Annotated in this window: 19 protein-coding genes; 11 read left to right on the forward strand and 8 right to left on the reverse strand. The window is 71.2% G+C overall.

The features are described from left to right. Positions 1 to 75 precede the first annotated feature (75 nt). Complete coding sequence (locus tag AAH991_RS05585) at positions 76 to 468, forward strand: MerR family transcriptional regulator (protein ID WP_346224649.1); 393 nt, start codon at positions 76 to 78, stop codon at positions 466 to 468. 61 nt (positions 469 to 529) lie between these two features. Here the strand turns inward: AAH991_RS05585 and AAH991_RS05590 are convergent, their stop codons facing one another. Then, positions 530 to 1,183: a maleylpyruvate isomerase family mycothiol-dependent enzyme gene (locus AAH991_RS05590; RefSeq protein ID WP_346224650.1), complete on the reverse strand. Its 654-nt coding sequence runs from the start codon at positions 1,181 to 1,183 to the stop codon at positions 530 to 532. Between the two features lie 185 nt (positions 1,184 to 1,368). Here AAH991_RS05590 and AAH991_RS05595 point away from each other — a divergent pair, with 185 nt between their 5' ends. Next, positions 1,369 to 2,424: a sigma-70 family RNA polymerase sigma factor gene (locus tag AAH991_RS05595; protein ID WP_346224651.1), complete on the forward strand. Its 1,056-nt coding sequence runs from the start codon at positions 1,369 to 1,371 to the stop codon at positions 2,422 to 2,424. A gap of 51 nt (positions 2,425 to 2,475) precedes the next feature. Here the strand turns inward: AAH991_RS05595 and AAH991_RS05600 are convergent, their stop codons facing one another. Next, positions 2,476 to 4,380 (reverse strand): ABC transporter ATP-binding protein, encoded by a 1,905-nt coding sequence (locus AAH991_RS05600; RefSeq protein ID WP_346224652.1) that lies wholly within the window; start codon positions 4,378 to 4,380, stop codon positions 2,476 to 2,478. 229 nt (positions 4,381 to 4,609) lie between these two features. Between AAH991_RS05600 and AAH991_RS05605 the strand changes: the two genes are divergently transcribed. The 3 genes from AAH991_RS05605 to AAH991_RS05615 all read left to right on the forward strand — a co-directional run bounded on the left by AAH991_RS05605 (position 4,610) and on the right by AAH991_RS05615 (position 7,749). Continuing rightward, on the forward strand, positions 4,610 to 5,896 hold the full coding sequence (locus AAH991_RS05605; RefSeq protein WP_346224653.1) for an ABC transporter substrate-binding protein: 1,287 nt from the start codon (positions 4,610 to 4,612) through the stop codon (positions 5,894 to 5,896). An 81-nt stretch (positions 5,897 to 5,977) separates the two neighbouring features. Continuing rightward, positions 5,978 to 6,862 carry a carbohydrate ABC transporter permease gene (locus AAH991_RS05610; protein ID WP_346224654.1) on the forward strand — a complete coding sequence of 295 codons (885 nt, stop codon included), beginning with the start codon at positions 5,978 to 5,980 and terminating at the stop codon, positions 6,860 to 6,862. Beyond that, the gene (locus AAH991_RS05615; protein ID WP_169984145.1) at positions 6,859 to 7,749 is read left to right on the forward strand and encodes a carbohydrate ABC transporter permease; all 891 of its coding nucleotides are present in this window, start codon (positions 6,859 to 6,861) and stop codon (positions 7,747 to 7,749) included. The genes AAH991_RS05610 and AAH991_RS05615 overlap by 4 nt, the downstream gene beginning before the upstream one ends. Positions 7,750 to 7,803: 54 nt before the next feature. Here AAH991_RS05615 and AAH991_RS05620 read toward each other — a convergent pair whose 3' ends face one another. Together AAH991_RS05620 and AAH991_RS05625 are read right to left on the reverse strand one after the other, a co-directional pair. Further along, a complete protein-coding gene (locus AAH991_RS05620; protein WP_428833944.1) occupies positions 7,804 to 8,862 on the reverse strand; it encodes a LacI family DNA-binding transcriptional regulator in 1,059 nt (352 codons plus the stop codon). A gap of 89 nt (positions 8,863 to 8,951) precedes the next feature. Further along, positions 8,952 to 9,737: an IclR family transcriptional regulator gene (locus AAH991_RS05625; RefSeq protein WP_346224656.1), complete on the reverse strand. Its 786-nt coding sequence runs from the start codon at positions 9,735 to 9,737 to the stop codon at positions 8,952 to 8,954. 87 nt (positions 9,738 to 9,824) lie between these two features. On the opposite strand from AAH991_RS05625, the gene AAH991_RS05630 reads away from it, so the two are divergent. Next, complete coding sequence (locus AAH991_RS05630; protein WP_346224657.1) at positions 9,825 to 11,210, forward strand: MFS transporter; 1,386 nt, start codon at positions 9,825 to 9,827, stop codon at positions 11,208 to 11,210. Here AAH991_RS05630 and AAH991_RS05635 read toward each other — a convergent pair whose 3' ends face one another. From AAH991_RS05635 to AAH991_RS05650, 4 genes are all read right to left on the reverse strand, one after another. Beyond that, positions 11,211 to 11,810, reverse strand: coding sequence for a Uma2 family endonuclease (locus AAH991_RS05635; RefSeq protein ID WP_346224658.1), 600 nt, complete (start codon positions 11,808 to 11,810; stop codon positions 11,211 to 11,213). 50 nt (positions 11,811 to 11,860) lie between these two features. Further along, positions 11,861 to 12,400: a cysteine dioxygenase gene (locus AAH991_RS05640; protein WP_346224659.1), complete on the reverse strand. Its 540-nt coding sequence runs from the start codon at positions 12,398 to 12,400 to the stop codon at positions 11,861 to 11,863. Then, a complete protein-coding gene (locus AAH991_RS05645) occupies positions 12,400 to 13,299 on the reverse strand; it encodes an amidohydrolase family protein (RefSeq protein WP_346224660.1) in 900 nt (299 codons plus the stop codon). The genes AAH991_RS05640 and AAH991_RS05645 overlap by 1 nt, the downstream gene beginning before the upstream one ends. A gap of 100 nt (positions 13,300 to 13,399) precedes the next feature. After that, positions 13,400 to 13,771 (reverse strand): phage holin family protein, encoded by a 372-nt coding sequence (locus AAH991_RS05650; protein WP_346224661.1) that lies wholly within the window; start codon positions 13,769 to 13,771, stop codon positions 13,400 to 13,402. A gap of 185 nt (positions 13,772 to 13,956) precedes the next feature. Here AAH991_RS05650 and AAH991_RS05655 point away from each other — a divergent pair, with 185 nt between their 5' ends. From AAH991_RS05655 to AAH991_RS05675, 5 genes are all read left to right on the forward strand, one after another. Beyond that, on the forward strand, positions 13,957 to 14,232 hold the full coding sequence (locus AAH991_RS05655; protein WP_346224662.1) for a hypothetical protein: 276 nt from the start codon (positions 13,957 to 13,959) through the stop codon (positions 14,230 to 14,232). A gap of 60 nt (positions 14,233 to 14,292) precedes the next feature. Further along, on the forward strand, positions 14,293 to 14,997 hold the full coding sequence (locus AAH991_RS05660; protein ID WP_346224663.1) for a response regulator transcription factor: 705 nt from the start codon (positions 14,293 to 14,295) through the stop codon (positions 14,995 to 14,997). Continuing rightward, positions 14,994 to 16,058, forward strand: a complete 1,065-nt coding sequence (locus AAH991_RS05665) for a HAMP domain-containing sensor histidine kinase (RefSeq protein ID WP_346224664.1) — start codon at positions 14,994 to 14,996, stop codon at positions 16,056 to 16,058. Before AAH991_RS05660 ends, AAH991_RS05665 begins: the two co-directional genes overlap by 4 nt. A gap of 4 nt (positions 16,059 to 16,062) precedes the next feature. Continuing rightward, positions 16,063 to 16,449, forward strand: coding sequence for an OsmC family protein (locus AAH991_RS05670; RefSeq protein WP_346224665.1), 387 nt, complete (start codon positions 16,063 to 16,065; stop codon positions 16,447 to 16,449). Positions 16,450 to 17,550: 1,101 nt separating this feature from the next. After that, complete coding sequence (locus tag AAH991_RS05675) at positions 17,551 to 18,150, forward strand: hypothetical protein (protein WP_346224666.1); 600 nt, start codon at positions 17,551 to 17,553, stop codon at positions 18,148 to 18,150. The last annotated feature ends 58 nt before the right edge of the window (positions 18,151 to 18,208 follow it).

The raw sequence follows: 18,208 nt of genomic DNA on the forward strand, positions 1-18,208 counted from the left end.
GCGCCACGCTTGCGAAACACCTACAGCGCACAAAGCGCGCATGCGCTCGAGACCGGATGTGACAGGATCAATGGCGTGGCGGTGTACACACCTGGACAGGTCGTCGAGGAGACCGGGTTCAGCCTCGACACCCTTCGGTACTACGAACGGATCGGGCTGCTGGAGCCGGTCGGCCGCAACGCGGCGGGCCAGCGGCGATTCAGCGAAGAGGACGTGAGCTGGCTCGGCATGATCCGCTGCCTGCGGGACACCGGCATGCCGATCGCGGAGATGCTGCGCTTCGCCCAGCTCGTACGGCAGGGCGAGCACACCATCGGGGACCGGATCGCGTTGCTGGAGGAGCACGACCGGAAGGTCGAGGAGCAGATCGCCGACCTGCGCCAGAAGCAGGGCGCGATCCAGCGGAAGATCCAGTACTACAAGGACGTGCGGACCATGCGCGACATGCTCCCCGAGCAGGCGTCCTAGGGCGCGCGTACGGTCCGAGCCGTTCCGGAGCCGGCGGGACTGAGGGGCCCGGAGTGAGGAGTCACGTGACCTCGCCGCGGGCGCGCAGGGTCGCCACACCGTCGCCTTCGAGCTCGTTCCAGTAGCCGCTGCGTCCGGTCATCGCCATGATCAGTGCCAGCGTGGGGCCGGCCACGAGCGCACCGGAGCCGGTCGTGAACGGGCCATCGGTGGCGGCGAGGCGCAGGCCTCGGATGCGGCCCTTGGCGAGGACGACCAGGTCGGAGCCCCGGTAGTAGCCGGCTACCCGGGTGAGCGTCTCGATGGGGTGGTCGCGCCGGATGCCCAATGGCCGTCGGATGTCCTCTCCGTGCACGATCGTCTCGCCCAGCATCGCCATCACGGGCAGGGGCGGCTTGGTCGTGCTGGTCACGATGCGGCGGAACCGGGCGAGCGTGTCGGCCGGGGTCGCACCCAGCTGCTCGGCCAATCGCATGGCCACCTGTTTGTCGAAGTCGAAGCGGCAGCGGATGACGCCGGTCATCCACCGCACCGGCGTGAGGCTCGCCCCCGAGATGATGTGCGCCAGCACCTCGCGCACCGTCAGCCCGGTGCACAGGGACGGTGTGGTCCATTGCTCGCCGGTCAGATCCGCGAGGTCGGCCGCCAGGGCTGCCCGCTCGCTGTGGACCAGGGACCAGACATCGGTCTTGTGGTGTGCTGTCGGCTCGGTCATGGTCAGCGGCTCACCAGACCGACGGGGATGCCGTCGGGGTCGGCGAACACCGCGATCCGTCCCAGGATGTCGGACCATCCGGGCGCGGGATGAGATCCGGTCGACGTCATGGCAGTCCTCCTTCACGAGGGCCGGTGTGCCCTCTCACCTGGTAGGACTGCCGCCGTAGGGCACAATCGTCGCTCATGCGGGAAAAATCTTCCGGGCTCCGGGCGGATCCGGCGGCGCAGCGCGTTCAGGACGCCGACTTGGCTCGGGCTCGCGCGGGGGACGATGCCGCTTTCGCCCGCCTGGTAGGACCGCTGCGCCAGGAGTTGCATGGGCATTGCTACCGCATGCTGGGCTCCAGTCAGGACGCCGACGATGCACTGCAGGATGCCCTGCTGCGCGCGTGGCGAGGGCTCGCGCGGTTCGAGGGACGTGGCTCGTTGCGTTCGTGGCTCTACACAGTGGCCACCCGTGCCTGCCTGGACCTGGCCGGCTCCCGCGGCAAGCGGGCGTTGCCCGCCGACCTCGGCTCATCCAGCGAACGCGCCGTGCTCGACGCCGCCCCGCTGACTGAGGTCGCCTGGCTGGGCCCTTACCCCGATCAGGGCCTCGCCGACGGCCGGGCCGTCCCTGAGGCACGTTACGAGCAGCGTGAATCCGTCGAACTCGCGCTCGTCGCCGCCCTGCAGCACCTGCCGGGCAACCAGCGGGCCGCGCTGCTGCTGTTCGACGTTCTCGGGTTCTCCGCCGCCGAGATCGCCTCCATGATGGGTACCTCGACCACGTCAGTGAACTCCGCCCTGGCTCGGGCCCGCAGGCTCGTGACAGAGAAGATCCCCTCCCTGAGCCAGCAGCAGGCGCTGCGGAAGATCGGCGACGCCAAGGTTCAGCGGCTCGTGGCCGCATTCGCGGCGGCGCTGGAACGCGGCGACATCGGCGCCCTGGTGCCGCTGCTGACCGAGGACGTCACCTGGTCCATGCCGCCCCTGGCGACCTGGTACCAGGGGTTGGCGGCCGCCACCGACTTCGCCGTGCGGGTCCCCATGACCAGGTGCCCAAGCTGGCGGTCCCTTCCGACCAGCGCCAACGGCCAGGCCGCCGTGGCGTTCTACATCGGTGGCGACGCCATCGGACCGCACGCCGCCTGGTCGATCACCGTGCTCGCGTTCCGCGGCCCGCGCATCCGCCAGATCGTCTCGTTCCTTGGTCCCGAACACTTCCCCGCCTTCGCTCTGCCCGCCTCGCTGCCCTGATCCACATAGCCGCAGGTGCCGGCCGAGGAGCGGCCGGCACCTGCGGGCGGGTCAGGGGGAGCGGTACGCCTCGGCCTGGAGGTTGTAGAGCTCGGCGTAGAGGCCGTCGAGGGCGATCAGCTCCTCGTGGGTGCCGTGCTCGCGGACCTTGCCGTGGTCGAGCACATAGATGCGATCGGCGTAGCGGACGCTGGCCAGGCGGTGGGTGATGAGCAGCACGGTCCGGCCGTCGGCGTGCTGCCGGATCCGCTCGAACAACGCGTGCTCCGCCCGGGCGTCGAGGGCGGCCGTGGGCTCGTCGCAGATCAGCAGGGGCGCGTCCCGATAGAACCCGCGCGCCACCGCGATCCGCTGCCACTGCCCGCCCGACAGTTCGTGACCGTTCTTGAACCTGCGGTCGAGCAGGGTGCGGTAGCCGTAGGGGAGTTCGGCGATGACCTGGTCGGCGCCGGCGACCTCGGCCGCGCGGGCCACCTCGGCCTCGCCCTTGTCCATGCCCATCGTGATGTTGTGCCGGGCCGTCAGCGGCCACCGGGTGTGGTCCTGGGCGATCACCGCGATCCTGCGGCGCAGGCTGTCCGGGTCGACCTCGGACAGGTCGGCGTCGTCCCACCGGACGCGGCCGCCGTCCGGCTCGTACAGACCGGCGAGGATCTTGGCGAGGGTGGTCTTGCCGGAACCGTTCTCCCCGACGAGGGCCACGACCTCCCCGCGCTCGATGCGGACCGACACGCCGCGCAGGGCGGGCGCCGGTGCGCCGGGATAGGAGAAGGTGACGTCCTCGACCGTGATGCGGCCGAAGCCGTCGGGGGCCGTCCGGTCGCGGGCCGCCGGGATGCGGGCCTCGGCGTGCGCGATGAAGTCGAGGAAGTCGGTGAAGTAGAGACCCTCCTCGTAGAGCCGGTTCGTCGCGTACATGAAGTTCGACAGCGACGTCTGGCCGGACCGGATCGCCAGCACCGCGGTGCCGGCGACCGCGAGCGGGACCGCGCCCGCGGCGAGCAGCAGACCGAGCGCGACGTAGACCGCGCCCTGCCCCAGGCCGCCGAGCGCCTCGCCGAGGACGCGGGCGACGGTCTGCCGCCGCGCGAGGTCGAGCATGACCCGCTGCTCGCCCCGGGCGACCGCGTCGAACATCCGCAGCAGGAAGCCGCGCATGGTGAACGTGCGGACCTCGGCCGCGGTGTCCTTGTCCGCCAGCAGTTCCTCGATGATCCATTTGCGTCGTCTGGCCGGGACGAGCACCAGGGCGGTCGTGTAGCGCATCCTGGCGGTCCGGACGGCCGCCCAGGCGTCGGGGACGACCGCGAGCAGGAGCAGGGGCAGCAGCACGGGGTGCAGCACGCCCAGCACGCCCGCCGCGGCCACGATGCCGACCAGGCCCGACAGCGTGTCGATGGTCGTGCTCACGATCATCTCGGCCATCTGCATGCCGCGGATGCGGGCCCGTTGCAGGGCGTCGTGGAACTCGGGGTCGTCGAAGCTGACGAGGTCGACCCGGCTGGTCAGCGTGTAGAGGCGCTCTTCCGTGGTCCGGCTGACCTGGGGTTCGAGCCGGGACTGGGCCCAGCCGGCCCCCGCCTGCAGGGCCGTGCGCGCGGTGGCGGCCAGGCCCACGAGCAGCAGGCTGGGCAGCGCGGCCCGGACCCGCTCCGGGGTGGGGCCCGCCTGGAACAGCGCGGTCAGCACCCCCGTGGTGGCGAGGAGGCCGAAGGCGGTGAAGACGCCGCCGAGTGCGCTGAGCGTGATCGTGGCCATGGTGTCGCGTGGGCTCGCCTCCCAGGCGATGCCCAGTGCCTGCCGGACCAGCCGGGGCAGCCGCCGCGCCACCGTGAGGAAGCCCAGCCCCGCCATCGTTCCGTGGTGCCGCGCCCACTGCGGGGATTCGACGTCCGCCATGTCCGGCAGGTCGTCCTCCGACAGGTGATCAGGTCCCCCCTGTTGTGTCACCGTCATGCCTGAAGTGTGAGCGCGCGCGCCGACAATTTCCCGGCCGTGAGTGACGGCCCTTCTTTTGACGCACGCCCCTAACACGGCGCCAGGACCCGTATGCAGAGACGTTATCGGCACAAACTTGACGACGTACCGGTGAAAGTGGGTTGATTGGGCCTGCTGACAACGTTGTCAGCCATATCTGTCTTCGGGGGCCCGAAATCCTCCCGATCAGGCTGAAGGGAATGTTGCGATGAGACGACGGTGGATGGCGGCCGTCGCGGTCTCTGTTGCAGGTCTGCTCACTCTTTCCGCCTGTGGTGGCGGTGACAAGCAGGAGAGCGGCGGCGGTCAGGCCGCGCAGAAGAAGGTCGAGGTCTTCTCCTGGTGGACGGGTCCCGGTGAGGCCGACGGCCTCAAGGCGATGCGGGACATCTTCGCCAAGCAGAACCCGGACTTCGAGTTCTTCGACGCCGCGGTGGCCGGCGGCTCGGGCGACCAGGCCCGCGCGCTGCTGTCCAGCAAGCTGCAGGCCAACCAGCCCCCGGACACCTTCCAGGGTCACGCCGGCGCCGAGCTCCAGGGCTACATCAAGAGCGGCAAGCTGGAGTCGGTGAACTTCCTGTACGACGAGCTGAAGCTGAAGGAGGTCTTCCCGCAGCAGCTCATCGACCAGATCTCGGTGCAGGGCCAGGTGTACTCCGTGCCGGTGAACATCCACCGGTCGAACGTCCTGTGGTTCAACCCCTCGGTCCTCAAGGACGCCGGCGTCGACGGCGCGCCGAAGACCGTCGAGGAGTTCATCACCGACCTCGAGAAGGTCAAGAAGACCGGGAAGATCCCGCTGTCGATCGGCTCGCAGTGGACCCTGGTGCACCTGCTCGAGTCCGTGCTGCTCGGCTCGCTCGGCACCGACGCCTACAACGCCCTGTGGACGGCGGGCGCCGACTGGTCCAACGCGAACGTGACCAAGGCGCTGGAGAACTTCAAGACCATCCTGTCGTACGCGGGCACGCCGCAGGACGACTGGCAGCCGGCCGCCAAGCAGGTCGCCGACGGCGAGGCGGCCTTCAACATCATGGGCGACTGGGCCTACGGCTACTTCCACAACCCGCCGCAGGGCGGCCTCGGCAAGGAGTCGCACAAGGACTTCGACTGGGCCGCGTCGCCGGGCACCGACGGCACGTTCATGTGGCTGTCGGACAGCTTCACGCTGCCGAAGGGCGCGCCCAACCGCGACGGCGCGATCGCGTGGCTGAAGGTGGCCGCCAGCAAGGAGGGCCAGGACGCGTTCAACCCGCTGAAGGGCTCGATCCCGGCCCGCAAGGACGCCGACCAGTCCCTCTACAAGGACTACCTGTCCTGGAGCCTGGAGCAGTGGTCCGGCAGCAAGCTGGCCGGCTCGATCCAGCACGGCGTGGTCGCCAACGACGCGTGGCGCACCGCCATCACCGACGCGGTCGGCCTGTTCCAGCAGGACAAGGACGTCGCCAAGTTCCAGCAGGCGCTGGTCGCGGCGGCCAAGAACAGCGGTCAGTGAGCTGATCTCCTCGTACGGCCCACGCTGTGGACACAGGCGGCGTGGGCCGTACTTGATCCCTGAGAGGTACATGTGACGCGGGTGCGCAGATGGCTGCCCGGGCTGCTCCTGGTGTCGCCGTCGATCATCCTCATCGCGGTCTTCGTGTACGGCCTGCTCGGCTGGAACTTCAAGCTCGCCATGACCGACAAGCACGACGAGATCGCGGAGATCCCCGGCGACTTCGTCGGGCTGGAGAACTTCACCTCCATCTGGAGCGACGAGCGCTGGGGCCTGTCGGTCCGGCACTCGATCGTCTTCACCGTCGTCTTCGTCGGCGGCGCGCTCGTCCTCGGCTGGCTCCTGGCCTTCCTGATGGAGAAGGGCATCCGGGCGGAGAGCGGTTTCCGCGCCGTCTACCTGTTCCCGATGGCCGTCTCCTTCATCGCCACCGGGGTGGTCTGGCGATGGCTGATGAACAGCGCGACGGGCGACCACGCGGTGGGCCTCAACCGGCTGTTCCACTACCTCGGGGTCGACTTCCTGCAGTGGCAGTGGTTCCGCGACGGCGACTGGGGCATGGCCGCCATGGCGATCCCAGCGGTCTGGCAGATGTCCGGATACATCATGGCGCTTTTCCTCGCCGGGTTCCGGGGTGTGCCCGAGGAGCTGCGGGAGGCCGCCCGGGTGGACGGCTGCGGCGAGTGGGGCGTCTACCGGCACGTGGTGCTGCCGATGCTGCGCCCGGTGACGCTGTCCGCGCTGATCATCCTCGGTCACATCTCGCTGAAGGTCTTCGACCTCGTCGTCGCGGTGTCGGGCAAGCAGATCATCACCGACGTGCCCGCGACCTACATGTGGACGGCGGTCTACGACTCGCACGACCCGGCGAAGGGCGCGACGATCGCGTCCTACATCGTGCTGTCCGTCGTGGTCTTCGTCGTGCCCTACCTGATCTGGGACGCCCGTAAGGGGAAGCGTTCATGACCGCGCACGTCGCCGAGAAGGCCCCGCGCACGGCGCCCGCCCCGGTTCGCGAGCGGGGCAGGACCGCCGCGTGGGTGCGGCTCGTCCTCCTGCTGCTGTTCGTCCTGGTCTTCCTGATCCCGGTCTACGTGCTGCTGGTCACGAGCTTCAAGCCGCTCAGCGAGGCCGACCCGGCGCAGGCGTGGAACCTGCCGAAGGTGTGGACGACCGAGGCGTGGAGCGTCGCCTGGGAGAAGCTCGAACCCGGCATCGTCAACAGCTTCCTGCTGGCGATCCCCGGCTCGCTGATCTCCGCGGCGCTCGGGTCGCTGAACGGGTACGTGCTGTCCAAGTGGCGCTTCCCCGGCGCGGACGTGCTGTTCACGCTGTTCCTGTTCGGCATGTTCATCCCGTACCAGGGCGTGATGATCCCGCTGGTGCAGCTCATGGTGGACGTGGGCGACGCGCTCGGCGTGCAGCTGTACGGCGGCATCCCGGGCCTGGTCCTCGCCCATGTGGTGTACGGCATCCCGATCTGCACGCTCATCTTCCGCAACTACTACGTCACGATCCCCGACGAGCTGATCGAGGCGTCCCGTGTGGACGGCGCAGGCATGCTGCGGACGCTCTGGTCGATCGTGCTGCCGGTCTCCGGCCCGGCGTTCGCCGTCGTGATCATCTGGCAGTTCACCTCGATGTGGAACGACTTCCTGTTCGCGGTCTTCCTCACCGGGCCGAGCTCCTGGCCGACCACGGTCATGCTCAACAACATCGCGGGCGCCGTGACGACGCCGTACAGCCAGCAGATGGCGGCGGCGATCCTGGCGTCCATCCCCACGATGGTCATCTACGTGCTGCTCGGCAGGTTCTTCATGCGCGGCCTCATGGCGGGCGCGCTCAAGGGCTGACTTCCGGGCCGAGGACACCGCCCGGCCGCCCCCGCGGCGGCCGGGCCTTATGCGTCAGCCCGCCGTACGGTCCCGGACGGACAGGGGAGGACGTTCGCCCGACCCCCGCGGGATGAGCCGCGTGGCCAGTTCGATCCTGCTGGTCGGTCCGTCGTCCCCGGACAGGCGCATGAACAACAGGTCCGCGGCCGTGCGGCCCAGCCTGGTGGGGTCCTGGGCCACCACGGTGACACCCAGCAGGTCGGCCAGCTCGAAGTCGTCGAACCCGACCAGCGCGAGGCCGCCGGCGGCGCCCGCGTCGGCGGTGCCGGTGAGCGACGCCAGCGCACGCAGGGTCTCCACAGTGGTGCGGCCGTTTCCCGTCAGCAGGGCGGTCGGGGGGTCGAAGGCCGTGAGCAGCCGGGTGAGGTCGGCCCGCATCCGCGCCGGGTCCGGCGGCCCCATGACCACCAGGCCCTCGTCGTACGGCAGGCCGGCCGCGGCGAGCGCCTGCCGGTAGCCGCGCAGCCGCTCGGCGGCGGTGAAGATTGCGGGGGAGTCGCCGAGGAAGGCGATGCGGCGGTGGCCGTGCGCGATCAGGTGGGCCGTGCCCGCGCGCGCCCCGCCCGTGTTGTCGCAGAGGACGGTGTCCGCCTCGCACCCCGCGCCGGGCGGCCGGTCGGCGAAGACCGCCTTGATCCCGGCGTCGAACTCGGGCGCGAGATAGGCGTGGTCCCTCCCCGCGGGCACGATGATCAGCCCGTCCACGCGGCGGGCGCAGAAGGCGAGCACGAGGTCGCGCTCGCGGGCCGAGTCCTCCCGGGACGAGCCGCTGAACAGCAGGTAGCCGTGGTGCAGCGCGGCGTCCTCCACCGCCCGGCTGAGGCTGGAGTAGAAGGCGTCGGCGACGTCCTCGATGACCAGGCCGATGCTCGCCGTACGGCCCCGCCGCAGGATGCGCGCGCTGTCGTTGCGGCGGTAGCCGAGCCGCTCGATGGCCGCCTGCACACGATCGGCGGTCGCGGCGTTGACCCCGGGTTCGTTGTTGACGACGCGGGAGACGGTCTTGAGCGCCACACCGGCCGCGGCGGCCACGTCGTTCATGGTCGGACGGCCGCGTCTCGTCTCTCCCACGCAGGGATCATCTCCCATTTCACCGGGCTAGACAACGTTGTCAGTTCCATGGTGGGAGATGATCGGTTTTGTGGGGACATGGGGGTGCGTCAGAGGGGGTCCGCGCGGTTCGCGCCCCCGGTGGCGCGCAGGTCGGCCTCGATCCCGGCGGCGGTGGAGAGCAGCGGGGGCAGCAGGTCGCGGCGCGCGGACTCCGGCGTGGTCCGGCTGGCGTGCGAGGAGACGTTGACCGCCGCCACCACCCGGCCGTCGCGGCCCCTGATCGGCGCGGCGATCGACCGCAGCCCCTCCTCCAGCTCCTGGTCCACCAGGGCCCAGCCCTGGGCGCGTACCTCGTCGAGCGCGGTGCGCAGGGCCGTCGGCGACGTGGCGGTGCGGGGGGTCAGCCGCCGCAGGTCGGCGCGGGCGAGATAGGCGTCGAGGTCCTCCGGGGACAGCCCCGCGAGCAGCACGCGGCCCATCGAGGTGCAGTACGCCGGGAAGCGGGTGCCGATCGCGATCGTCACGCGCATGATCCGGGCCGTCGGCACGCGGGCCACGTAGACGATGTCGGTGTCGTCCAGCACCGAGACCGACGCCGACTCGTGCACCTCGGCGGCGAGCCGTTCCAGGTGGGGCAGCGCGACCTCGGGCAGGGACAGGCTCGACAGATAGGCGTAGCCCAGCTCCAGGACCCGGGGCGACAGGGCGAAAAGCCGGCCGTCGGTGCGCACGTAGCCCAGGCCGGCGAGCGTCAGCAGGAACCTGCGCGCGGCGGCGCGGGTGAGACCGGTCTTGCGGGCCACCTCGCTGAGCGTCAGCTCCGGGCTCGTCGCGTCGAACGCCCGGATCACCGCCAGGCCCCGGGCCAGCGACTGGACGTGCTCCTCCGCCATGGCCGCCCACCTCCCGACCGAACCCTAGCGCCAGGGCGCCCGGGGAACGGACGGACCTCGGGACACCGCGCCGATAGGGTTTGGCGGGTGACAAGGGGGATCGTGGTCCATCGGGGGAATGTGCTGCTCATCGCCGGATTCGTCCTGGCGGCGCTCAACCTGAGGCCCGCTCTCGCGGGCGTGTCACCGCTCCTCCCGGCCATCATGCGGGATCTCGGCCTCAGCCCGGCCGGAGGCGGCGCCATCACCACGGTGATGGTGGCGTGCCTCGGCCTGCTCGCCCCGGCCGCGCCCGCGCTGGCCACCCGCATCGGGCTGGACCGCACGTTGCTGGCCGGCCTGCTCGTCCTGGCCGCCGGCGTCGCCCTGCGCAGCGCGGACGGCGTGCCCACGCTGTACTTCGGCGCGGCCCTGGCCGGCACGGCCATCGCCGTCATGAACGTCGTCATGCCGGGCCTCGTCAAGCAGCACTTCCCGGACCGGGTCGGGCTCTTCACCGGCCTGTACGTCTCGGTCATGGTGGGCGGGGCGGCGACGGCCTCGGCGGCGATGGTCCCGCTGGCGGGGCAGACCGGCTGGCGGGCGGCGGCGGGGTCGGCGGCCCTGCTCGCGCTGCTGGCGGCGGCCCTGTGGTGGGTGGCGCTCACCCGGGCGGCGCCGCTTCCGGCGCCGCGGTCCCGGGGGGAGACGGCCCGGGGGGAGACGGCCCAGGGGGAGACGGCCCGGGGGGAGACGGCCCGGGGGGAGACGGCCCGGGGGGGAACGGCCCGGGGGAAGGCGGCCCGGCCGGAGGTCTCCCCGGCCGAGGCGGCACGATCGCCGGCGGGTCCGGAGCAGCCGTCGTCCCCGGAGGCGCAAGAGACCCGGCGTTCCCGGCCCGGGAACCCGGGCCACCGGCCGTACGCGACCCTGCTCCGCGCGCCGGCGACGTGGTCGGTCATGGCGTTCATGGGGCTGCAGTCGCTGACCTTCTACGTCCTGCTGGCCTGGCTGCCCACCGTGTTCCAGGCCGCCGGCCTGCCCGCCGACGAGGCGGGATATCTGCTTGGCCTGACGAACCTCGTGCAGATCCCCGCGGCGCTGGTCGTCCCCCTGCACGCGGGCCGGGCCCGTTCCCAGGCGCCGCACGTGGCGGTGGCCGCGCTGCTGACCATCGGCGGCTATCTCGGGGTGCTGCTCGCGCCCACCACCACGCCGTGGCTGTGGATGATCGTCCTCGGGCTCGGCCAGGGCGCCTCGATCGCGCTCGCCCTGCTGATCATCACGCTGCGGGCGCCCGATCCGTCCTCGGTGACCGCGCTGTCGGCGGTCGCCCAGTCGAGCGGCTACCTGCTGGCCGCGATCGGGCCGCTCGCGTTCGGCCTGCTCCACGAGCTGTCCGGCGGCTGGACGGCGCCCCTGCTCGCCGGGCTCGGGGCGTGCGCTCTCCAGTTGGTGTCGGGGATGCTCGCCGCCCGCCCGGCGCGGATGTAGTCAGCGCGGCAGCCGTTCGAGGTCGATCTCGATGGGGAACGGGGTGCCGACCGTGAGCCGGGTGTGGTGGACGCCGGTCACCTGGTATCCGGCTCCGCCGGCGTCCAGCTCGTAGGAGTAGACGAACGGCCGGCAGCCGGTGCTCTCGACCCGCCAGAAGTGCGGGATGCCGGCCGCCGCATAGTGGTGTGGCCGCACGTCGCGGTCGGGGACGGCCGAGTCGGGGCCGGCGATCTCGATGACCAGCCGCACCTCCTCGGCGAGGTAGCAGGTCCTCCGGTCGTCGGAGGCGGCGAGGTCGTCGACCAGGGACACGTCGGGGCGGGCGCGCCGCTCCGGCTCCAGCAGGACGTCCATCCGGCTGACCGCCACCAGGTCGCCCGGCGCCTGCGCGTTCAGCGCCGTGCGCAGGCCGTAGGCCACGCGTTCGCGGAACCGTGTCTGGGCGCCGGTGGAGATGAGGCCGGCGTCGAGGCTGCCGCCGTCGCTCCCGCCGTCCCGCTGCTCGGCGGCGGGACGGGGCAGGGATAGCCGGTCGGGGACGCCCCCGGCCCCGTCTCCCGGACGAGGCTGCAGCCAGTCATCGAGCACGCTGGTCATGGCAGCAGCCTAGCGTCACCGTGCGTGATGGCCGAACTACTCGCACCGCCCTAAGCCGGGTCCAGCGGGCGCAATTCGTCCGCGTAGCCGACCGAAAGGCGGCGCATGGTCCCGTCCCCGGTGATGGAGTACTGCCCCATCCGCCACAGGGGTGGGGAGTACGCGTGGATCGAGACCGAGCCGGGCGCCTCGCCGGTCAGCCGGTGGATGTGGTCGGGCCCGAAGGAGAAGGCGTCGCCCGCCACGACCCGCGTCTCCAGGTGGGCGCCGCCGATGCGCGGGTTGCACTCCTTCAGCTCCCCGGCCACGACGCGGACCGCGCCGGAGGAGACGTCGTGGTCGTGCCAGCCGGTGTCGTCCCCGGGGCGCCAGCACAGCAGCCACACGTCCACGTACGAGTCGCGGTGCAGAGAGACGTAGTGGCGTCCCCCGTTCTCCGCGCCCTCGAAGCCGAGGTGGTGACGCCACAGGTCGGGCCGCCCGGCCAGGTCCTCCACCAGGGCGAGCAGTTCGCGGCGGTCGAGCGTGCGTGCGGGCAGGCCGGCGAAGGAGGCACACACCGCGCCTTCCTGGATCGTGGGCGTGCTCATTAGGGCGACTCCTTCCGGGACAGCAGGCGGCCGGGATTGGCCACGCGGACGGCGTGATCGATGGCTCGTTGGGCGGGGTCGCCGGGGTCCGGCCAGGCCGACTCGGCGTACGGCTGGTCGCTTCCGGCGACGAGGACGTCGATGCCGAGTTCGCGGATCACCGCGTCGGCGGCACGCGGGCCGTAGGACGACGTCTCGAGGAACAGGCCGGGGTCCACCAGGCCGCGCCCGGCGGCGCCCCGGCTCAACTGGCGCTCCCTGTGCAGCGGGGCCAGCCCGGCCAGCAGTGCGAAGCAGACCTTCAAGCGGGGATGCCGGGGCCGGCCGAACGCCTCGAACGCGTACCAGGCGGCGTGCATCTGCTGCACGTACGGCACGACGGCGGCCCACCACGCGGGACCCGAAGCGGCGGCGGCGGGGCCCGGGTGGACGAACAGCGGCAGGCCGCGCTCCTCCAGCACGTCGAGCAGCGGGGCGGCCAGGGCCAGCCCCCGGGCGTCGCCGAGCGCGGTCGCCGGAAGCTGCAGCCCGGCCAGCCCATCATCGAGGACGTGCGCGAGCCGTACGGGGTCGGGGTCGGTGACCGGGGCGGCGGCCCAGGCGCCGAACGGCGCGGGCAGCGCGCGGGCGTCGGCGTGGTAGGCGTCGACGAGCGGCCACGCCTCCTCCGGCGGCAGGTGCTCGATGCCGAGCGGGCTCGACAGGGAGACGAGGGCGAGGCCGAGGTGGGCGTTGCGCTTGCGCCGGATCTCCACGTCGTGGTCGGCCGGATCCGCCTCGTACGGCGGCTCGCCGTCGAGGACGAGCGTCCATCCGTCCAGGAACGGCGGGCGGGTCCGGCGGCGCAGCGCGTCGACGAGGGACGGCGTCCACAGGTGCTGGTGCACGTCCACACTCATCGGCCCGGCCCCTCCGAGAAGCACTAATTACCTACTGACAATACATGATTAGCACCCGGGTGTGACCCCCGGGGCGGATCGCGACCCGCCCCGGAGCCGGTCAGTCGTCGCCGAGGATCATGTTGAGGAGCCAGCTGATCACGCCCACGACGATGGCGCCCCAGAAGGCGGCCATGAACCCGTCGACGTGGAAGGGGAGGTCGAACTGCTCGGCGAGCCAGCTCGTGAACAGCAGCAGGGCGGCGTTCACCACCAGGGCGAACAATCCGAGCGTGAGCACGTAGAACGCGCAGCCGATCGTCTTGATGACCGGCTTGATGACGGCGTTCACGAGGCCGAAGATCAGCGCGACCGCGAGGAGGGTGCCGATCTGCCTGGCTGTGGAGCCGGCGCTGACGGTGATGCCGTCCACCAGCTTGGTGGACGCCCACAGGGCCGCGGCCACCACGATGATCTTGAGTATGACCTTCACCTCAAGAATCCTTCCACGGCACGGCAAAGAACGCGCGGCTCCCGTGTGGCCGATCTGGGCGGGCCGGCCCCGGTGGCCGGCGGGGGTGGCGGCAAAAAGCGGGTCCGCTCCCGGCGGTCTTTCTCTTGTGGCGGGGGTATAAGCGGCAAACCTGGGGGAAACCCGTGAGTTGGGGGTGAGATCGAATGGACGTGGAAGAGCTCGAGTCGCTCCCCGCGAAGGAGCTGCACGACCGCGCCGTGCGCTACGCCGTACGGCACGGCGACCTGGGGTTCCTGTGGGAACTGCTGAAGGTCATCCCGGCGGCCGAGGCCGCCAGCGGCAACACGGGCGAGACCGCGAACGACCTCAGCAGGGTCTCGGCGCTGCTCAGCGACGCGATCGGGGCGGGCGAGGGCGAGCTCGGCGACGCGCTCCGGCCGGTCTACGTCGAATACCTGTCCAAACATCCCGACGCCTGAGCGCGTCCCGTCCCCGGGAACGCTCAGCAACCTCTCATCTCCGCACGTCACAATGGCGGCGTGGTCAAGACACAGGTGCTCGTCGTCGACGACGAACCCGAGGTCCGCGACGCGATCGCGCGGGCGCTGCGCGTGGAGGGATACGGCGTGGCGACCGCCGGGGACGGCATGGACGCCCTCGACGCCATCGACGGCGTCGCGCCCGACCTCGTGGTGCTCGACGTGCTCATGCCCGGCATGGACGGGATCGAGGTCTGCCGCGCGCTGCGGGGTGACGGCAACCGGCTGCCGGTGCTCATGCTGACGGCCCTGGACGGCATCGGCGACAAGGTGGCCGGCCTGGACGCGGGCGCCGACGACTACCTGGTGAAGCCGTTCGCGCTGGAGGAGCTGTTCGCCCGGGTGCGCGCCCTGCTCCGCCGCGCCGCGCCGCCCCCGGAGGCGGGCTTCGCCGACCTGGTCCTGCTGCCCGACAGCAGGCAGGCCCGGCGCGGCCGCCGCCTCATCGACCTGACGAGGACCGAGTACGCCCTGCTCGACCTGCTCATCCGCAACGGCGGCCAGGTGCTGACCCGGCAGGTCATCCTCGAACGCATCTGGGGCTACGGCTTCCGGCCCGGGTCCAACCCGCTGGAGGTCTACATCGGTTACCTGCGCAAGAAGACCGAGGCGGGGGGCGAGCCGCGGCTCATCCACACCGTCCACGGCCTCGGGTACGCGCTCAGGGAGCCCGCCGCCGCTGCCGCCGCGGGGGAGCAGCCGTGAAGCTCCGCTGGCGGCTCGCGATGGCCTCCGCGCTGGCCGGCGCGGTGAGCGTGATCGTCGTGATCGTGGCCGCCTACGTCATCACCTGCCGCCGGGTGGAGTGGGCGATGGACCACTACGGGACGTACGAGAGGTATGGCGACCGGCCTCCCAACGGCGTGCTGGCCGCCCTCGCCGACGTGGACGACCTGGGCTGGCCCTTCGTCGTCGTGGCGGTCGGCGGCCTGGTGCTCTCCGGGGCGCTCGGCTGGCTGGCCGCGCGGGCGGCGCTGCGGCCCGTCAACGCGCTCAAGGACGCCGCCGGGCGGGTGGCCACCACACGTGACCTGACCACCCGCATCGACGTGGCCGGAGACGACGAGCTGAGCAGCCTGGCGCGCAGCTTCAACGCGATGCTCGACGCCCTGGAACGCTCCGCCAAGTCGCAGAAGCGCCTCGTCGCCGACGCCTCCCACGAGTTGCGCACCCCGCTCACCGCTCTGCGGACCAACGTCGAGCTGCTGATGAGGGGAGACCTGCCGCAGGAGGTCCACGACGAGGTGAGCCGGGCCGTGGTGAGCGGCCTGGAGGAGCTGACGGCGCTCGTCTCCGACGTGGTCGAGCTGGCCCGCGACGAGGAGCCCGCCGTGCTGGTGGAGAGCGTGCGCCTCGACGAGCTCGTGGAGCGGGAGGTCGCCCGCGCGGCCCGGCACTGGCCGTCGACCGCGTACTCCGTCTCGGTGGAGCCGTTGGTGGTGCGGGGCGTGCCCGACCGGCTCGCCCGCGCGGTCGCCAACCTGCTCGACAACGCGGCCAAGTACAGCCCGGCCGGCGGCCTGGTCGAGGTGTCGCTGCGGGGCGGTGTCCTGACGGTGCGCGACCACGGCCCCGGCATCTCCGCCGACGACCTGCCGCACGTCTTCGACCGCTTCTACCGCGCGCCCTCAGCGCGGGCGCTGCCCGGATCGGGGCTCGGCCTGGCCATCGTGGGCCAGGTGGTGGACAGCCACGGCGGCAGCGTGTCGGCCAGCGCCGCCCCCGGCGGCGGCACGCTCGTCCGACTGGCCCTGCCAGTAGGGTGAGGTCATGGGCTCTGTACGCGTCGAGCGGACCGAGGACGGGTTCGTCGCCCGCAACGAGCGTGGCGCCGAGATCGAGATGGGCACGGGTGACGGCCTGTTCAGCCCGGTGGAGCTGCTGCTGGCCGCCGTCGGCGGATGCAACATCATGACGGTCGAGCCGCTCACCGCGAAGCGGGGCCACCGGCTCCTGCGGCTGGCCGTCGAGGTCTCCGCCGAGAAGGAGGGCCCGACCCTCCTGCGCTCGGTCACCGTGACGTACGACGTGGAGCTGCCCTCGGAGGACTCCGGCGAGGTCTTCGAGGCCGTCGCCGAGCGGGTCCACGAGCGTCACTGCACGGTGAGCCGGTCGCTCCAGAAGGGCACCGAGGTCCGGCTGGACCTCGGGAAGTAGCACGGCCCGGCAGGGGCCGCCCGGATGTAGGCCGGAAATCAACCTGCCGATGACGACTTCATGACAGGGCCCCTTGTACTGTTGAAGCAGGTCCTCGGGAGAGGCCGACAGACTTTCTTGATAAAGGACGCGGATGGGGGAACCGCGTCCGGAAAGCGGGGGACCCGCCGGTGCCTTTGGGGAGGGCATTCCTGGCGGAACCGCTTTGATCCGGAGCCGGGCAGTTGGGGGACTGCCCGGCTCCGGCATTTCCAGGGTCCTTCACCCGTTCTCCTCCCGCCCCGCTCCGGGTGCCGGTCGCCTCGCGTGTGGGCCGCCCGGCCGCCGAAGGCACGCCGGCCCTTCTGGAAGCCCCGGCCGCCCGGGCACATCCCGCCGGGTGCCCTGACCGCCGCGGACCGCGTCCGGCGTACCCCTTCACCTGGCCGGTCCGCTTCCCCTGGCCGCCGGCTCCACCTTGATTCCCGCCCGCCGGCTCGACCTGATTCCCGCCCGCCACCCCTGCGCCGGCCTATCGCCCTCCTGAGCGCGTCTCGCCGCAGGGAAAGGGCTTTGCATTCGTAAACCCGGGAGGCTTCGTCTCGCCGCGCGCTCGCGCTTTTGCGGCCGAATGCTTTCCCGCGTCGTCTCCGGTGATTTCCTTGGTGCTCTCTTGCCGTACGGTCCTCCGATTTTGCCTCGCGCGGATCGGGCGCCCGGTCACGCACCGTCGGCATCACCGCGGGCAGAGGGGCCGGCGTCGGTCCGGCTTGGGGTAAACAGGACCATGGGTAGATCTTCTGGGCGTTATGCGGCTTTTACTTTGCTCCGTCCTGACTCGTCCTGTAGTGTCCTGTTTGCCGCCAACCGGTGGCTGGTTTGGACTTGGAGAGGAGATCACCGTGGGTGACCCCACATCGACCTCTGAGCCAAGGCATTTCGGATCACACGTCTGACTCACGACGGCCTTCCGGCCGATCGCCATAGCTTCCGCGCACACGCCTCCGGGTGAACGACCTCCCGTACCCGGACACGTGGCCCGTCTTCGCGGTCTGCCGTTCGCAGGTCCCTAGATGACGCATGGCCATCCTCTGTCGTCTCAACGAAAGATCCCCAGCCCTGATGAAGACTCTGTTTGACCTGCGTGGCAACCGACGCCTCACCGCCGCGGCCACGCTCGCCGGTGTGGTGGCCGTCACCGCGTCCCTTGTGGCCGCCGCGCCCGCGCCCGTCGAGCAGCCGGTCAACGAGGCCGCCAACGTCTCCGCCGCCGCCCCGGCGCGCGAGCTCGCCTTCGCCATCCCCGCGCACGAGGAGGTCCTGCTCCAGGGCAGCACCACCGGCTCGTACTTCTGGGACGACTCCTCTGGCCGCCAGGGTGACACCGGCCTGCCCGCCATCGGCAAGCCCATGCAGAAGGGCCTGTTCGCCAGCCCGAGCTGGCCGCTCGGCACCGAGGGCTACGTCTTCTACAAGGGTAAGAAGGCCAAGTTCTTCATCGGTGACCGCGGCCCGGGCGTCCCGTCGGACAGCGGCGTCATGCTGGACATCGACGGCAAGACCTTCGCCGAGCTGACCGGCACCAGCTGGAACGAGGACTCGCTGACCGTCAGCGGGGACCTCGGCCACATCCCGATCCAGTACGTCGTCACCAAGTGGGGCGACGGGCCGGGCACGCGCGGCGAGCCGATGCCGTTCTCCAGCGGCGCCTGGCGGAGCTGAGCCCCGAAAACCGATCACGTGTCGATGTGCGTGACCTTCGCGGGACTGCTAAGGTTAC

The organism is Microbispora sp. ZYX-F-249, assembly GCF_039649665.1.
In the GTDB taxonomy this organism is placed as follows: domain Bacteria; phylum Actinomycetota; class Actinomycetes; order Streptosporangiales; family Streptosporangiaceae; genus Microbispora; species Microbispora maris.

Coding starts and splice junctions, on each gene's coding strand:
- AAH991_RS05625 (WP_346224656.1), bottom strand. CDS start 9,737: ATGGCGGAGGAGCACGTCCAGTCGCTGGCCCGGGGCCTGGCGGTGATC.
- AAH991_RS05615 (WP_169984145.1), top strand. CDS start 6,859: ATGACCGCGCACGTCGCCGAGAAGGCCCCGCGCACGGCGCCCGCCCCG.
- AAH991_RS05645 (WP_346224660.1), bottom strand. CDS start 13,299: ATGAGTGTGGACGTGCACCAGCACCTGTGGACGCCGTCCCTCGTCGAC.
- AAH991_RS05590 (WP_346224650.1), bottom strand. CDS start 1,183: ATGACCGAGCCGACAGCACACCACAAGACCGATGTCTGGTCCCTGGTC.
- AAH991_RS05605 (WP_346224653.1), top strand. CDS start 4,610: ATGAGACGACGGTGGATGGCGGCCGTCGCGGTCTCTGTTGCAGGTCTG.
- AAH991_RS05670 (WP_346224665.1), top strand. CDS start 16,063: ATGGGCTCTGTACGCGTCGAGCGGACCGAGGACGGGTTCGTCGCCCGC.
- AAH991_RS05595 (WP_346224651.1), top strand. CDS start 1,369: ATGCGGGAAAAATCTTCCGGGCTCCGGGCGGATCCGGCGGCGCAGCGC.
- AAH991_RS05640 (WP_346224659.1), bottom strand. CDS start 12,400: ATGAGCACGCCCACGATCCAGGAAGGCGCGGTGTGTGCCTCCTTCGCC.
- AAH991_RS05600 (WP_346224652.1), bottom strand. CDS start 4,380: ATGACGGTGACACAACAGGGGGGACCTGATCACCTGTCGGAGGACGAC.
- AAH991_RS05635 (WP_346224658.1), bottom strand. CDS start 11,810: ATGACCAGCGTGCTCGATGACTGGCTGCAGCCTCGTCCGGGAGACGGG.
- AAH991_RS05675 (WP_346224666.1), top strand. CDS start 17,551: ATGAAGACTCTGTTTGACCTGCGTGGCAACCGACGCCTCACCGCCGCG.
- AAH991_RS05655 (WP_346224662.1), top strand. CDS start 13,957: ATGGACGTGGAAGAGCTCGAGTCGCTCCCCGCGAAGGAGCTGCACGAC.